Origin of the sequence: Lelliottia sp. 489 (assembly GCF_050435885.1) — a bacterium.
In the GTDB taxonomy this organism is placed as follows: Bacteria; Pseudomonadota; Gammaproteobacteria; order Enterobacterales; family Enterobacteriaceae; genus Enterobacter; species Enterobacter nimipressuralis.
This window is the reverse complement of sequence record NZ_JBNDLC010000001.1, coordinates 1172951-1189108: the sequence shown is the minus strand read 5'-3', so window position 1 is coordinate 1189108 and position 16158 is coordinate 1172951. Positions and strand designations below refer to the sequence as shown.

Genomic DNA, 16158 nt, shown 5'->3' with positions numbered 1-16158 from the left:
GAGGAAATTTCGTTGAAACGCCGTCTGTTTATTGCTGTTTCTTTACTCGCTTCGAGTATTACGTCTGCCCTGGCTGCCGATCCCATGGACTACTCGCCGCAGCCGCCGGCCATTCAGGCAGGCTCCTGGGTGCTGATGGATTACACTACTGGTCAAATTTTAACAGCGGGCAATGAGCACCAACAGCGTAATCCGGCCAGCCTTACCAAGCTAATGACGGGCTATGTGGTAGACCGCGCGATCGACAGCCATCGTATTACCCCCGATGACATCGTGACCGTCGGGCGCGACGCGTGGGCGAAAGGCAATCCGGTGTTCGACGGATCGTCGCTGATGTTCCTGAAAGCGGGGGATCGCGTCACCGTTCGCGATCTGAGCCGTGGCCTGATTGTGGATTCCGGTAACGACGCCTGTGTCGCCTTAGCCGACCACGTCGCAGGCGGCCAGCCGCAGTTCGTCAACATGATGAATGACTACGTGCAAAAGCTGAATCTGCGTGATACGCACTTTGAAACCGTGCATGGCCTGGACGCTCCGGGTCAGCACAGTTCGGCTTACGATCTGGCGGTGCTGTCGCGGGCGATTATTCACGGTGAGCCGGATTTCTACCATATGTACAGTGAAAAGAGTCTCACCTGGAACGGGATCACCCAGCAAAACCGTAACGGGCTGCTGTGGGATAAAACCATGAATGTGGACGGGCTAAAGACCGGGCACACTTCCGGGGCGGGCTTTAACCTGATTGCGTCGGCGGTGGACGGTCAGCGTCGCCTGATTGCCGTGGTGATGGGGGCAGACAGCCCGAAGGGGCGCGAAGATCAGGCCCGCAAGCTGCTCCACTGGGGTCAGCAAAACTTCGATACCGTGCAGATTCTGCGCAGTGGAAAACAGGTCGGCACGGAGCGCATCTGGTACGGCGATAAAGAGCAGATTTCCCTCGGAACGGATCAGGATTTCTGGCTGGCGCTGCCAAAATCAGAAGTGGCGAACATCAAAGCCAAATATGTACTCGATAAAAAAGAGCTGGAAGCGCCTATCGCCGCGCATCAGCGCGTGGGTGAAATTGAGCTGTATGACCGCGATAAAGTCGTTGCACACTGGCCGCTGGTGACGCTGGAGAAGGTCAATAAGGGCGGTCTTTTCTCACGTCTGAGCGACTATCTGCACCACAAAGCCTGACGGCCCAAAGAGCAGACTGGCACTCCTGCGAGTCTGCTCACATAATAAACATCTCGCATTTGCCGGACATAACGAATCTGCTTTATAGTGTATAAATATACAGTAATAAACGGAGGCAGTATGGACTACAGCATCAAGCAGCAACCGAAACGTAAAATCGCTGGTTTTCATATGGTTGGCCCGTGGGAGCAAACGGTCAAACAGGGTTTTGAACAGCTGGCGATGTGGGTCGATGGCAACCACATCCAGCCCCTCGAATGGGTGGCGGTCTATTACGACAATCCCGATGAAGTCCCCGCGGAAAAACTGCGCTGCGATACGGCGGTGACGGTCCCGGAAGATTTTCAGATCCCAGCGAACAGTGAAGGGGTGCTCCTCACGGAAATCGCCGCAGGCGACTATGCCGTCGCCGTTGCGCGTGTCGAAAACCACGATTTTGCCACGCCGTGGTATAGCTTTTTCAACAGTCTTCTTGAAGATCACCATTACCAGATCGCTCCCAAGCCGTGCTTTGAGCGCTATCTGAACGATGGCAATGTCGATGGTTACTGGGATATCGAAATGTACGTCGCGGTGCAAAATAAAGTGGGTTGAGCAGCAATCCTGTTATTTGTGTGGTTTTTCTGTCGAACGTGATGCGTCCGGCAGAAAACACAGTACAATTGTGATTTGCCGTGTAGCTGGAGAGCGGGTGTGCGTCCCGACAAATCATTAACTCCTTTTGAAATCCGTTTATACCGACACTATCGCGTTGTGCATGGTTGTCGTATTGCGCTGGCGTTTATTCTCACTTTCCTGCTGGTGAGACTGCTGCACATCCCTGAAGGGACCTGGCCGTTAATCACGCTGGTGGTGATCATGGGGCCAATCTCTTTTTGGGGAAACGTGGTTCCGCGCGCCTTTGAGCGTATTGGCGGCACCATTTTTGGCTCTGCGCTTGGGTTGATTGCGTTAAAACTGGAGCTGATTTCACTTCCCGTGATGTTGCTGTGGTGCGCAGGGGCGATGTTCCTGTGCGGCTGGCTGGCGCTCGGTAAAAAGCCTTATCAGGCGCTGCTTATCGGCATCACCCTTTCGGTGGTCGTTGGCGCCCCGGCGGGGGATATGGCCACTGCGCTCTGGCGAAGCGGTGACGTCATCCTGGGATCGCTTCTGGCAATGCTGTTCACCGGCATCTGGCCGCAGCGTGCATTCCTGCACTGGCGTATTCAGATGGCGAACTACGTGACCGCCGTCAACCGTGTCTATCAGGCGGGTTTTTCCCCGAATCTGGTGGAACGACCACGCCTCGAAAAGCATCTGCAAAAAATTCTCAACGATATCGTCAAAATGCGCGGGATTATTGCCCCCGCCAGCAAAGAGACGCATATTCAAAAGTCTATCTTTGAGGCGATTCAAACGGTCAGTCGTAATCTGGTGTGTATGCTCGAATTGCAGATCAATGCGCACTGGGCCTCGCGCGCCAGCCACTTTGTGCTGCTGAATGCCCATACGCTCAAGGAAACGCAGCAGATGACGCAGCAAACGCTGCTGACTATCGCTCACGCGCTGTATGAGGGGAACCCGCAGCCGATTCTCGCCAACAGCGAGCGGTTGAATGAGATCACCGCCGAGTTAAGAGAGCTGATCAACGAGCATCAGGGTGACGGCGTGGCGGAAACGCCTATCCACGGCTATGTATGGTTGAGCATGGAAATGGCGCGACAGCTGGAGCTTTTGTCGCATCTTATCTGCCGGGCGCTGCGCAAATAAAAAGCAGCTATCTCCCGTTGTGACGCCTGCTGCTTCGATTCAGCAGCGATTGGGGTTATGATAGGATCAAACGATATAGTCATTGTCATTCGCAGCGGCTGTCAGTAAGGTTATCTGCACAGTGGTTGCTTAAACGAATCCGAATCTTACATTAGCAGGGGTATCAAAATGGAAACTACTAAGCCTTCGTTCCAGGATGTTCTGGAATTCGTCCGCCTGTTCCGCCGCAAAAACAAACTGCAGCGTGAAATCCAGGACGTTGAGAAGAAGATCCGTGACAACCAGAAACGCGTTCTGCTGCTTGATAACCTGAGCGACTACATCAAGCCAGGTATGAGCGTTGAAGCCATTCAGGGCATTATCGCCAGCATGAAAACCGACTACGAAGATCGCGTAGACGACTACATCATCAAAAATGCTGAGCTGTCCAAAGAGCGTCGTGACATCTCCAAGAAGCTGAAAGTGATTGGCGAAATCAAAAACGGCGAAGCGAAAAGCGAGTAACTGTCGCGAAGATTGATATGGCCTCTCTGCGAAAGCAGGGGGGCTTTTTTTTGGGGGTATTTTACAGACACAGAAAAGCAAAAAGCCTGCTTTAAAAGCAGGCTTTTCAAATTTGGCTCCTCTGACTGGACTCGAACCAGTGACATACGGATTAACAGTCCGCCGTTCTACCGACTGAACTACAGAGGAATCGGTTAGGAGGCTTATCTTAGCGGCGAAAAAACTTTTGTCAAACCTGATCTTACACTCAATGGCTCAACTGCTGATTCTGTCGACAGTTTGTCGTCATTCTCTACAATTTTTTGTGGAAAATACTTTGCAGGATTAGCGTTTCTCCCTCATTATTTGAAATGGAGTTTCAACTTTCTCTCGTTAAGGTCCATTTTGAACGTCACTTCCGCTCTGCGCCATGCCGTCATGCGTACGCCCTGGTATGCCAAACGTAAAAGCTATCGTGTACTGTTCTGGCGTGAAATCACCCCTCTTGCTGTGCCTATCTTTCTGGAAAACACCTGCGTCCTGCTGATGGGCGTCCTCAGCACGTTCCTCGTGAGCTGGCTGGGTAAAGAGGCGATGGCGGGCGTGGGTCTTGCGGACAGTTTTAACATGGTCGTGATGTCATTCTTTGCGGCCATCGATCTCGGTACCACGGTAGTGGTGGCCTTTAGTCTCGGTAAACTCGACCCGAAACGCGCGCGCGAGGCGGCGAGACAATCCCTGATGATCATGACCATCTTCTCGATCATCCTGGCGGCGGTGATCCACTATTTCGGTAAAGAAATTATCGATATCGTGGCGGGGGAGGCGACCAGTGAAGTGAAAGGCCTGGCGCTGACGTACCTCGAAATGACGGTGCTGAGCTATCCGGCGGCGGCCATTACGCTGATTGGCAGCGGCGCGCTGCGTGGTGCAGGCAACACCAAAATTCCGCTGCTCATTAACGGCGGGATGAACATCCTCAATATCATCATTAGCAGCATTTTGATTTACGGGCTTTTCTCCTGGGATGGTATGGGATTTGTCGGTGCCGGGCTGGGGCTGACTATCTCCCGCTACATCGGTGCAGCCGCGATTGTTGCGGTGCTGATGATTGGTCTTAATCCCGCGCTGCGTATTTCATTGAAAAGCTACTTCCGCCCGCTGAATTTCGCCATTATCTGGGAAGTGATGGGAATCGGTATTCCTGCCAGCATTGAGTCGGTGCTGTTTAACGGCGGGAAACTGCTGACCCAGATGTTTGTCGCCGGAATGGGCACCGATGTCATCGCCGGTAACTTCATCGCGTTTTCAATCGCCTCGCTGATTAACCTGCCGGGGAACGCCCTCGGTTCGGCCTCCACGATCATCACCGGTAAACGGCTCGGCAAAGGGCAGATTGCTCAGGCGGAGCGCCAGCTGCGCCACGTGTTCTGGCTGTCAACGATTGGCCTGACGATTATCGCATGGGGAACCGCGCCGTTCGCAGGGCTGATGGCCTCGTTCTATACCCATGAGGATGACGTTAAAGAGGTGGTTAAAATCCTCATCTGGCTGAACGCGGCCTTTATGCCGATTTGGGCGGCCTCCTGGGTGCTTCCTGCGGGGCTGAAAGGGGCGCGTGATGCGCGCTTTGCGATGTGGGTGTCGATGCTGGGCATGTGGGGCTGTCGCGTGGTGGCGGGCTATGGACTCGGGATTATGCTCGGGATGGGCGTGGTGGGCGTCTGGCTGGGGATGTTCCTCGACTGGGCGGTGCGCGGCGCACTGTTCTACTGGCGAATGGTCAGCGGCCGCTGGCTATGGAAATATCCACGAATCAAGACCACGAATGCTGCTCCTGAGGTGTCAGAACGGATTACAAATGTGCGAACTGAGGAATAAAGCAGCAATCGAACGATTTTCTGCAATCTGTCTTTGACAACGAAAGGTGGCGTCGATAATATGCGCCCCGTTCACACGATTCCTCTGTAGTTCAGTCGGTAGAACGGCGGACTGTTAATCCGTATGTCACTGGTTCGAGTCCAGTCAGAGGAGCCAAATTTGAAAAGCCTGCTTTTACAGCAGGCTTTTTGCTTTTCTGCGTTCAGGGAAATTGCCCGATAGCGACTTCGCTTACCGGGCAACACGACGCGCTATCGGTTCACGCGAATCGGAGCCGTCGCTTCAAACAGCCACGGACGCGCATCGCTGTTCACCCGTGGCGATAACACATCCCGCACCTGCTGATGGTAATCATCCAGCCACTGCTTCTCTTGCTCGGTCAGGAGCGCGAGTTCCACCTGGCTCAAATCAATCGGGATCAGTGTCAGCGAGGCAAACTTGCAGAAGCCTGGCATGCTCTCCACGATCTCCACCTGATTCTCAATGCGAATACCGTGACTGTCGGCCTGATAATACCCTGGCTCGATAGTAATAATATTCCCGGCCACCAGCGGCCACGGATTCACTTTTTTGGCGATACGCTGCGGATTTTCATGGATCAGCAGCTGATGCCCCACGCCGTGGCCGGTACCGTGATCGTAATCCAGCCCCAGCTCCCACAGCGGACGGCGGGCGAACGCATCGAGCTGATGCCCCTGCGTGCCCGACGGGAATTGCAGTGAAATCAGGGATAAAAAGCCTTTCAGCACGGCGGTATAGTGCAGGCGCTGCTGCGGATCCAGCTTGCTGTACGCAAGCGTGCGGGTCGCATCGGTGGTGCCGTTCTGATACTGGCCGCCCGAATCATTGAGGTAGAAATGCCCGCTGGTGATCGCTTTGTTTGATGCTGCGCTGGAGTGGTAATGACACATCGCGGCGTTACTGGCGGAGGCCGAAATCGTCTCGAAGCTCTGCTCGATAAAACCAGGCTGCTGTTCGCGGAAGACCAACTGCTGCGCCTGCGCTTCCAGCTCGGTCAGCGGCTTGCCCGTGGCCTCGCGCTGAGGGACTTCGTGAGACAGCCAGGCGAGGAAATTCACCCAGGCGGCGCCGTCCTGCTGGTGGCATTCGCGATAGCCTTCCAGTTCGACCGGATTTTTATTCGCCTTCATCAGCGTCACCGGATCGGCCTGCCAGAGGATCTCTCCCTGCGGCTCAATCGCAAAACGCAGCGCGACGGGCGCGGAATCCGCATCCAGCCACACGCGCTTGCCTTCACCCAGCTGCTTGCAGCGAGGCACAAAATCATCCTGCGGCGAGACGACAATCCCCTCCAGGGCTGAGGCGGGCAGATCGCGGATTTTGTCACCATTAACGAACCATTCCACGTCGCCCGTGCGGCTCAACAGCGCAAACGAAAGCGGAACCGGGCTGGTGGGGATGTCGCAGCCACGCACGTTCAACAGCCAGGCGATGTTATCTGGCATGGTTACTGCCAGATAATCCGCGCCGTTATCCTGTAGCAACTGCGCCACACGACCACGTTTTTCGACGCTGCTTTCACCGCTGATTGCCACCGGCATTTCGCGGATCAAGCCTGCCGGAGCGGCAGGGCGGTCGGTCCAGAGCGTGTCGAAAGGCGATGTCTCAAGCGGGACAAATTCACAGGCGGTGGCGGCAAGCTGCTGATACTCGTTATGGGTCATCAGCAGGGGATCAAAGGCGATGCGCACGCCTGCGCTCGCGTTGTTTTCCAGCCACTGGGCCAGCGGTTCGTTGTGCAGATGATGGATCGCAAAATCATCCATATTGACCTGCACACGGGCCTGCACCTGATAGCGGCCATCGACGAACAGCAGGGCGCGATCTTTAAGGACCAGCGCCAGCCCCGCAGAGCCGTCAAAGCCGGTCAGCCACGCCAGTTTTTCGAAATGCGGTGCGCAGTATTCGCTCTGCCACGCATCCGTGCGCGGCACGATCATGCCGTCGAGGTTGTTTTCCAGTAGCCACTGGCGAAGCGCCGTAAGGGGTGATGAGGTGTGCATGAGTAATCCTTGTTTTTAGCGGAACGGCGGCTCGTTAAAGGTACGCAGTTTGCGCGAATGCAGCTTGTCGCCCTCCGCACGCAGTAAATCAATCGCGCGGATACCGATTTGCAGATGCTCGGAAATCGCCCCCTCGTAGAAGCGGTTGGCCTGGCCCGGAAGTTTAATCTCACCGTGCAGCGGTTTATCGGAAACGCACAGCAGCGTGCCGTACGGAACGCGGAAACGGTAGCCCTGGGCGGCAATGGTGGCGCTTTCCATGTCGATCGCCACCGCGCGGCTCAAGTTAAAGCGCAGGGAGGAGGCGGAGTAACGCAACTCCCAGTTACGGTCATCGGTCGTCACCACGGTCCCGGTGCGCAGGCGCTGTTTGACCTCTTCACCCGGCATTCCGCTCACCTGTTTGGTGGCGTCATACAGGGCGCGCTGGACTTCGGCGATGCTTGGAATGGGGATATCAGGCGGCAGCACGGCGTCGAGAACATGGTCGTCGCGCAGATACGCGTGTGCCAGCACGTAGTCGCCAATCAGCTGGCTTTCACGCAGCCCACCGCAGTGGCCGATCATCAGCCACACGTCCGGGCGCAGCACTGCCAGATGGTCGCAAATGGTTTTAGCATTCGACGGGCCGACGCCGATGTTGATCAGGGTAATCCCCTGGCCGTCAGCGGTGATCAGGTGCCAGGCGGGCATCTGGTGCTTTTTCCACGCCAGATCGGAAATCGCCATTTCAGGCGCTTCGGTCTCGGCGGTGATCCAGATCCCGCCCGCGCAGGAGAGCGCCACGTACGGGCTGTCCGGGTCGAGGATCTGGCTGCAGCCCCAGTGCACAAACTCATCTACATAGCGGGTGTAGTTGGTGAACAGCACAAAGGGCTGGAAATGTTCAACCGGGGTCCCGGTATAGTGACGCAGGCGTGCCAGGGAGAAATCGACGCGTCGGGCATCGAAGTGCGACAGCGGAGAAAACTCCGCAGGATGGTAAATCCCGTCGGCGGTCTCATCGCCAATCTGCGACAGCTCGGTGGTCGGGAAATGGCGCGTCAGCCCGGCGCTCATGGAACGGTCCAGCGTCAGCGCTGAGCCGTCGATGACGTACGGGTAAGGAATTTCATGCAGCGACGGCTCTACGGCGATATGGGCGCCGTAATCCTGATACAGCAGCGTCAGTTGCTCTTCCAGATAAGGGCGGAACAGGGAAGGGCGGGTAACGGTGGTGGAGTAGCATCCTGAATGGGTAAAGCGTGCGTAGGCGCGGGTTTTTGGCGTGGTGGTGGTGCCGCCGTCCCAGGTCACCGAAAGCGAGGGATAAACAAAAAGGCCATCGATTCTGGCCTTTTCATCAGGAAGCGTTCCGTTTTCAATATACTCGCTAATGGCGTTGCGCAGGGCGTTAACCGATTGATCGTACAACGCCTCCAGCTTTTCCAGAGCCTGAGCAGGTGTCAGGCTTAAGCCCTTATTATTCATGTCTGTCTCCTTGATCCACAGATGTGCGACGTCACTCGATAGTATGTCACCCACATGTGAAAAAAAAGTCAGGACATCATTCGTGAGACTCTTTCATCAGCAGCGCCGTCATCGCGGAGATCAGGCAGCCCGCCAGCAGATAGACCGCCACGCTCTGCCAGTTTCCGCCGGAGAAGGTCACGAGGGCGGCGGCGATAAACGGCGTAAATCCGCCGCCCACCACGCTCGCCACCTGATAGCCGACGCCCGCACCGCTATAGCGATAGCTTGCGCCAAACATCTCGGTAAACATCGGTTGCTGCACGCACACCACCATGTCATGGGCGACATTGGCCAGCATAATGGCGAAGAACACAATCCAGAACATTGACTGGGCTTCCAGCGCCATAAAGAACGGCCAGGCGCTGAGGCTGCCAATCAGCGCCCCGGTGATGTACACGCGGCGACGACCAAAGCGATCCGCCAGCCAGGCAAAACAGGGGATCGTCAGACAGCTGATTCCGCCGACCAGCAGACCAATATTCAGAAAAAGCTCGCGCGGCAGGCCGAGGTTTTGTGTCGAATAATTGAGGGCAAAGGCGGTGACGATATACATCGTCAGTAGTTCGCACAGGCGCAGGGCGATAATTTTCATGAAGGCGCCGGGATGCTGCAGCAACGCTTCCATCACCGGCAGGCGTTTTTTCGCCACCGGCGGTTCGCTCTTCTGCTTTTCAAATTCGGCGGACTCTTCCATGCCGTTGCGGATCCACAGGGCGGCCAGCACCAGCACAATGCTGAACAGGAACGGAATGCGCCAGCCCCAGCTCAGGAACTGCTCGTCGGTGGTGAGCGAACTGATGAGTGACACCAGCCCTGTTGAGAGCAACAGGCCAACGCCATACCCCACCTGCACGCCGCTGCTGTAAAAGGCTTTTCTATGTTTCGGCGCGCTTTCGACGGACAACAGCGCCGCACCGCCCCATTCGCCGCCCACGGCAAAGCCCTGAATCGCGCGCAGGGTCACCAGCAATACCGGTGCCCACCAGCCAATGGTGTCGAAGGAGGGCAGAATGCCGATCAGCGCGGTGGCGATGCCCATCATCCAGACCGTGAGCATTAACATCCGTTTGCGGCCCAGCTTGTCACCGAAGTGGCCGAAAATCACACCGCCTAACGGACGGAACAGGAAGCCGACGCCAAAGGTGGCAAACGCGGCGAGCGTGCCCATCGCCGGGCTGACCTGGGGAAAAAATTCGCGGTTAAACACCAGAGCGGCAGTGATGCCGTAGAGCAGAAAGTCATACCAGTCGACGACGGCACCGGCGAAGCTTCCAAGAGCAGCGCGTCGGGCGCGATTAAGCGATGGTGTCTCCTCGTTGGGGCGTTCGGAGATGAGGGTGGAGTCCATTTTTTGTCCTGTCAGTACCAAATTTCTAATTATTAGTATGCTAAAAGGTTGCTCACATCGTCCCCGTCAGAGAGACGGGAACAATGAGACTACCCCGACAGGCAGCAGGCGAAAACAATTTTATCCCTCCTGGGCGGTAAAATTTCCAAAACGCGGCGAAGGAGTTTCCAGAAAGGGGTTACAGTAATACTTATCGCAGAACGATTTTGCTGAGGGAATGATGATGCACCCGATTCGGATTGTCTTACTCATTATGCTGATGTGGTTTGTGGCTCCCCTGTATGCTGAACCGGGCGTTTACGGGGAACAGCGCATTACCGGCTGGTGGAACAATCTTACCAGCGATGTCTCCCAGACGTGGAACGACCCGCAAAACTACGATCTCTATCTGCCCTTTTTGAGCTGGCATGCGCGCTTTATGTACGATAAAGAGAAAACCGATAAATACAATGAAACGCCGTGGGGCGGCGGGTTTGGCGTGTCCCGTTATAACGAAGCGGGGAACTGGAGTTCCCTCTACGCGATGATGTTTAAAGACTCTCATAACGAATGGCAGCCGATTATCGGCTACGGCTGGGAGAAAGGCTGGTATCTCGATAATGCGCGCGATTTTCGCCTCGGACTGGGCGTGACGGCGGGGATCACCGCCCGCCAGGATTTTGCCAACTATGTGCCGCTGCCGATTGTTTTGCCGCTGTTCTCGGCCGGGTATAAACGGCTAAACGTGCAGTTCACCTATATTCCCGGTACCTATAACAACGGCAACGTGCTGTTTGCCTGGTTGCGTTACGGGTTTTAGCTGCGAGGCGCAGCGCCACCACTGATTAAAGGGTGATGATCTTTTTCACCACCGAGTTTGACAGGGCCAGCATTGAAATCAGCACCGAGGCGATAAACGTCAGCGCAATCAGCAGCAGTTTGGTGGTGAGTGACGTCACCGGGATCAGCGAGGTGAGCAGATGAAACACGGAGTAGTGAAGAATATACACCCCGGTCATCGTTTTGCTGACGGCGGCTAAAATGGCCTCTTTGAATTCGATATTTTTCCGAAAACGCACGCCGTTAGCGGCAATCACCAGCGCCACAATCAGGATATAAATCTGGGAGCCGGTCAGAATGAACGCGTTTCGATCCGCCTTGAACAGGGCGAAAAAGAAGTGCTGCTCATAAAACCAGGTGAACAGATAAATCACCGGAATGGCCGCAATGGCCGTTTTCACGACCTTACCCTTGCTGATCCAGGCGGAAATAACCGGGTCGAAGAAGATCTGGCCGGTGAGATAGAACAGCAGCCAGGTCCAGAGCCGGTACTGCGGGGGCAGCGAGAGCAAATGTTTGTCCGGGTAGAGTGCCGACAGCAAATCATAGCTATAGGCAAAGATTAGCAGGGCGAAGGTCACGCCAATCAACAGGTTGCGCCGCTGGCTTAGCCACTCGATCAGCGGATGGAAGGTGTAAATCACGATAAAGGTGAAAACAAACCACGGCTGAATTAAATACCCGCGCTGATACGGCTCCCACAAATAATAGACCGTCATCCAGAACAGAAAAACCATCACCACGGCTTTGATTTTATCGAGCTGCCAGCGCGAGCCGTGGCGCGACTGGGCATCCAGATATCCCGCCACCACAAAAAACAGCGGGGTGGCGATGGTTGAGATAAAGGTGAGAAAGCCAAGGATCCAGTGGTAATCGTAATCGTAGCGATCCCAGGTGTGGTACAGCGTGAAAAACGTTACCGCCGTCATGCATCCCAGCGTTTTAATGATGTTCAGCCCTGTGGGGTTCATTGGGGTCGTTCCCTCTCCGTGGGGTGGAAACAGGCATAAATAACCGGAAGGACCAGCAGGGTCAAGATGGTTGCAAAGCCCAGGCCGAACATAATCACCACCGCCATGCTCTGGAAGAAGACATCGCGCAGCAGCGGAGCGAGGCCCAGCACCGTGGTGAAAGCGGTGAGCAGGATAGGGCGCAAACGTGATGTAGCGGCATCAACAATCGCCTGGTACTGCGCTTTGTGCTCTTTCTGCTGCTCGATCTCTTCCACCAGTACGATGCCGTTACGAATGAGCATCCCGCTCAGACTCAGCAGACCTATGAGCGCCATAAAGCCAAAGGGAATGCCGGTGAGTAAAAAGCCCGGCGTCACGCCAATCAGTGCCAGCGGCACCGTCAGCCAGATCGCCACCGCGTTTTTCACCGAGCTAAACATCAGAATGGTGATAATAAACATCACCATGAAACCCAGCGGCAGCGTGGTGAAAATACCTTGCTGCGCCTCGCTGGAGTTTTCCGCGTCGCCGCCCCACTCGATGCTATAGCCGTGCGGCAGCGGCAGGGCGTCAATGTCAGGTTTTACCCGCGCCAGAATATCGCCGGAGGTCTCCTGACTGAGCGGGTCGGGATCGGTCTGCACTGTCAGCACCCGGCTGCGGTCCCGGCGCAGGATCAGCGGGTCTTCCCACTCAAGGGCAAAGCCGCTCACCACGTTGCTCAGGGGAATATACTGCTGACGGTTTTGACTCCAGACCAGCACGTTGTTCAGATGGTTTGCGTCCTGGCGCTCGCTTTCCGGCGGGCGCACGACGACCGGCAGCAGATCGGAGCCTTCCCGATACAGCCCGACGCGGCTGCCGGAGAAATTCATCTCCAGTGCGTTGTCGATATCCTGTTTATCCACCCCCAGCTCGCGCCCGGATGCCGCAACGTACTGAGGGCGAATCACTTTGCTGCGGTTTTGCCAGTCATTGCGCACGCTGTCGGTGGCCGGATCGCGTGCGAGAATCGCATCCACCTGGCTTGCGATCAGGCGCAGCCGGTCCGGGTCCGGCCCTTTGATGCGCACTTCGATGGCGCTGTCGCCGGACGGGCCAAACATCACCCGTTTGGTACTGGCGTTAATTTCGGGATAGTGCCGGGCAATATCGTCGTCAACGTGGCGCGTGAGGGCGGCGATATTTCTCTGATCGTCCATGCGCACCATGATCTGCGCGTAATTGCTGTACTGGCGCTGGCCGCTGTAGGTCAGAATAAAACGCATGCTCCCCTGACCAATCGTTGAGACGGTGGTCACCACGCCGGGCTGGCCATTGATCGAGTTTTCAATTTCGCTTGTGATCTTTTCGGTCTGCGCGATATCCGTGCCGTAGGGAAGCCACAGGTCGACAAAGAAAATGGGCGTATTCGACGACGGGAAGAAGTTTTGCCGGACTGCACCAAACCCCCAAATAGCGGCCGCCAGCAGAACCACCATCAGCGCCAGAGTAATGGCTTTGCGCTGCAACAGGGCGTTGAGCATATGCTGATACAGGCGGTAAAACCGCTGATTATAGGGATCGGCATCCGCAGGGGCGTCAGCGGTTTTCTGCCCCTTAAACAGCCACCACTTGATCATCACCGGCGTGATGGTGAGCGCCGAGAACCAACTCAGCAGCAGGGAGATCAGCAGCACCTGGAACAGGGATTTACAGTATTCGCCTGTGGAATCCTGGGATAAGCCAATCGGCGCAAAGGCGAGAATGGCGATTACCGTCGCGCCCAGCAGGGGCAGGGCGGAGCGGCGAATGACGTAGTTAATGGCGGTCATCAGCGTGGAGCCGCGCTGGCGTGCAATCAGCACCCCTTCGACGATCACAATCGCATTATCGACCAGCATACTCAGGGCAATAATCAGCGCGCCCAGGGAAATTCGCTGTAGCTCAATACCCCAGAGGTACATGATCAGCAACGTGCCCAGCACGTTCAGGGCCAGCGAGAGGGCGATAATGATGCCGCTGCGTAATCCCATAAAAATCAGCAGCACGCCGATCACAATCGCCAGCGCCATGAGAAAGTTAATGATAAAACCGTTCACCGAGTGGCCCACTTCGGCGGCCTGATCGTAAAACAGATCGATGTTGATGCCCGCCGGTTTTTCCGCTGACATCTGCTGCAGTTTGGCCTCCAGCGCGTGGCCCACGTCGATCACATTGACGCCCGGAATGAAGGAAACGCCCATGGTCACGGCCTGGCGGCCATTGGCATGGTAAATACTCGACGGCGACACCGTCAGCCCGCGAGAAAGGGTGGCGATATCGCGCAGGCGCGTCGCGGCCCCGACGCCGGGCGGGGTGATAATCATGTCGCCGAGTTCGTCGAGATTTTCAAATTCGCCCGTCGGGTGCAGGCGAATGGATTCGCTGCCGGAGAGGATCTCCCCGGCGTTGGCGACGCTGTTTACCCGCCCCAGCAGGGTTGAAATCTGTCCGAGAGTGATTCCGCGCGCCGCCATTTTGGGGAGCGAAATGTCGACGTTAATTTGCTGCGGAACCGCACCGCCAATCGCCACTTTCCCGACGCCGGGGATGAGCACCAGCTCGCGGCGCAGCTGATCGGCATACTGGGCCAGCTCAGGGTTGGTAAAATTATCGCCGGAGAGGGCAAAGAAAAAACCAAACACATCGCCGAAGTCGTCATTGACGAACGGTGTTACCACGCCCGGTGGAAACTGGCGCGAGGCGTCGCCCACCCGGCGGCGCAGCTCATCCCAGATTTGCGGCAGTTCGTTGGAGTGGTAGCGCGAGGCGATATTCACGGTGATCTGCGACAGCCCGTTTGACGAGATCGAGCTGATGTTATCGAGGTAGGGCAACTGTTGCAGGGCATTTTCCAGGGGAAGCGTGACCTCTTCTTCCACCTGCTGGGCCGAGGCGCCGGGATAGTGGGTGATGACAACCGCCGTTTTGATAGCAAACGTGGGATCTTCCAGGCGACCAATGTTCAGCAGCGCAAAAATACCGCCGACGCCCAGCAGCAGAACCGTCAGCCAGACGCGAATGGGGTTATCGATAAACTGGCGAGAGATATCCATTACAGGCCTCGCTCGCGGGTCCAGATCCGCACCGGCTGTTGGGCGTGAAGTTCGCCGACGCCCGCAGCCACCACGCGCTCTCCGGCCTTCAGCCCGTCGGTAATGATAATTCCCTGAGCGGTAACTTGTCCGACCGCGACTTTGCGGTCTTCCAGCTGCAACGTATCCCCCTCGCCTTTGACCACCCATACGTGCGGCTCGTTGCGCGGGCTGTTATCCGGATTGAACACCGCTTCCACCGGCACAACCAGCGCAATGCGCCCCGCGCCCGCCGGAAGATTCGCCAGATTGACCGTCACGGTGCCGCTAACGCCGCCGACAGCCGGGAAATCATCCGGGCGCGGCATGGTTAAAATCACCTGCCAGGTGAGGGTATTACTGTCACTGCTGCCCGTATGCTCTTTATAGACCGCGCTGAATTCGCGCCCCGGCAGGGCGTTAATTTTCACCAGCGGGCGGTAATCAGCGTTACGGATATCCAGGGTTTTGAACAGGTTTTCGGGAATGCTAAACACCACGTCGAGCAGATCCGTTCGGGTCAGGGTCACGATCGGCTGTCCGGCAGCAACCACCTGATGATTACGTACCTGAACGCTTGCCGCGGTGCCTGCAAAAGGGGCGGTGAGCGTCATTTGGCTCAGCTCTTCCTGGGCGATTTTTAGGGCGGCATTGGCGGAATCATGGGTAGCGCGCTGCACGTCCATCTCGGCTTTGGAGATCGCCTGGCGTCCGGCCAGCGTCTGAAAACGATCGAACTGGCGCTGGGCAAGCGTGGCCGAGGTCTGGCGGTCTCTTACCCGTTGCTGGGCTTCGCGCGCATTGAGGCTCGCCAGCTGCTGGCCCTGTTTCACAGGGGTGCCCTGGCGAATATCGAGCGTTTCAATCTGTCCGCCGCGCTTAAAGGAGAGGTCGGTGGCATCGCCGGACTCAATTCTTGCCGGAAAGACGCGCTGTTGCGCCTGGCCTGCATCCATCACCGTGGCGACTTTCACCATTCTCGGCTGAGGCGGAACATCTGGCGCTTTTTGATCGCAGGCGGTGATACCAAGAATAAGGGCCGGTATAAGCGAAACGTAACGATTCACACTATTCCCCTAATAAATAAAAACGCCATTTATTACGAATACTTA

Annotated in this window: 12 protein-coding genes, 2 tRNA genes and 1 pseudogene; 8 read left to right on the top strand and 7 right to left on the bottom strand. The window is 56.4% G+C overall.

Annotation, left to right across the window (positions count from 1 at the left end):
• Positions 1-12 precede the first annotated feature (12 nt).
• The 4 genes from dacD (at position 13) to ABIE11_RS05925 (ending at position 3435) form a co-directional block, all read left to right on the top strand.
• A complete protein-coding gene (gene dacD, locus ABIE11_RS05940; protein WP_100779654.1) occupies positions 13-1179 on the top strand; it encodes a serine-type D-Ala-D-Ala carboxypeptidase DacD in 1167 nt (388 codons plus the stop codon).
• A 120-nt stretch (positions 1180-1299) separates the two neighbouring features.
• On the top strand, positions 1300-1773 hold the full coding sequence (sbmC, locus tag ABIE11_RS05935) for a DNA gyrase inhibitor SbmC (protein ID WP_429184120.1): 474 nt from the start codon (positions 1300-1302) through the stop codon (positions 1771-1773).
• A gap of 99 nt (positions 1774-1872) precedes the next feature.
• Entirely contained in the window at positions 1873-2931 is a 1059-nt protein-coding gene (locus tag ABIE11_RS05930; RefSeq protein ID WP_100779656.1) for an FUSC family protein, read from the top strand.
• 168 nt (positions 2932-3099) lie between these two features.
• Entirely contained in the window at positions 3100-3435 is a 336-nt protein-coding gene (locus ABIE11_RS05925) for a DUF496 family protein (protein ID WP_095282548.1), read from the top strand.
• A gap of 113 nt (positions 3436-3548) precedes the next feature.
• On the opposite strand, the gene ABIE11_RS05920 is transcribed toward ABIE11_RS05925, so the two are convergent.
• Positions 3549-3624 (bottom strand) — tRNA-Asn (locus ABIE11_RS05920).
• 21 nt (positions 3625-3645) lie between these two features.
• Between ABIE11_RS05920 and ABIE11_RS05915 the strand changes: the two are divergent.
• The 3 genes and pseudogenes from ABIE11_RS05915 to ABIE11_RS05905 form a co-directional block, all read left to right on the top strand.
• Positions 3646-3726, top strand: a pseudogene (locus ABIE11_RS05915) (DUF5951 family protein); the annotation flags it as partial.
• Between the two features lie 126 nt (positions 3727-3852).
• Complete coding sequence (emmdR, locus tag ABIE11_RS05910; RefSeq protein ID WP_429184275.1) at positions 3853-5295, top strand: multidrug efflux MATE transporter EmmdR; 1443 nt, start codon at positions 3853-3855, stop codon at positions 5293-5295.
• A gap of 80 nt (positions 5296-5375) precedes the next feature.
• A tRNA-Asn gene (locus tag ABIE11_RS05905) sits at positions 5376-5451 on the top strand.
• 95 nt (positions 5452-5546) lie between these two features.
• Here ABIE11_RS05905 and ABIE11_RS05900 read toward each other — a convergent pair.
• The 3 genes from ABIE11_RS05900 to shiA form a co-directional block, all read right to left on the bottom strand.
• On the bottom strand, positions 5547-7319 hold the full coding sequence (locus tag ABIE11_RS05900; RefSeq protein ID WP_429184119.1) for an aminopeptidase P family protein: 1773 nt from the start codon (positions 7317-7319) through the stop codon (positions 5547-5549).
• Positions 7320-7334: 15 nt separating this feature from the next.
• Positions 7335-8789: an AMP nucleosidase gene (locus ABIE11_RS05895; RefSeq protein ID WP_429184118.1), complete on the bottom strand. Its 1455-nt coding sequence runs from the start codon at positions 8787-8789 to the stop codon at positions 7335-7337.
• A 76-nt stretch (positions 8790-8865) separates the two neighbouring features.
• Positions 8866-10179 carry a shikimate transporter gene (gene shiA / locus ABIE11_RS05890; protein ID WP_429184117.1) on the bottom strand — a complete coding sequence of 438 codons (1314 nt, stop codon included), beginning with the start codon at positions 10177-10179 and terminating at the stop codon, positions 8866-8868.
• Between the two features lie 223 nt (positions 10180-10402).
• On the opposite strand from shiA, the gene pagP reads away from it, so the two are divergent.
• The gene (gene pagP / locus ABIE11_RS05885) at positions 10403-10978 is read left to right on the top strand and encodes a lipid IV(A) palmitoyltransferase PagP (RefSeq protein WP_376747757.1); all 576 of its coding nucleotides are present in this window, start codon (positions 10403-10405) and stop codon (positions 10976-10978) included.
• 25 nt (positions 10979-11003) lie between these two features.
• Here the strand turns inward: pagP and ABIE11_RS05880 are convergent, their stop codons facing one another.
• Genes ABIE11_RS05880 through ABIE11_RS05870 form a run of 3 tightly spaced genes read right to left on the bottom strand, consistent with a single transcriptional unit; the run spans position 11004 to position 16113 of the window.
• Positions 11004-11927 (bottom strand): acyltransferase, encoded by a 924-nt coding sequence (locus ABIE11_RS05880; RefSeq protein ID WP_429184274.1) that lies wholly within the window; start codon positions 11925-11927, stop codon positions 11004-11006.
• 38 nt (positions 11928-11965) lie between these two features.
• Positions 11966-15028 carry an efflux RND transporter permease subunit gene (locus tag ABIE11_RS05875; protein WP_429184116.1) on the bottom strand — a complete coding sequence of 1021 codons (3063 nt, stop codon included), beginning with the start codon at positions 15026-15028 and terminating at the stop codon, positions 11966-11968.
• On the bottom strand, positions 15028-16113 hold the full coding sequence (locus ABIE11_RS05870) for an efflux RND transporter periplasmic adaptor subunit (protein ID WP_429184115.1): 1086 nt from the start codon (positions 16111-16113) through the stop codon (positions 15028-15030). Before ABIE11_RS05870 ends, ABIE11_RS05875 begins: the two co-directional genes overlap by 1 nt.
• Positions 16114-16158 lie beyond the last annotated feature (45 nt).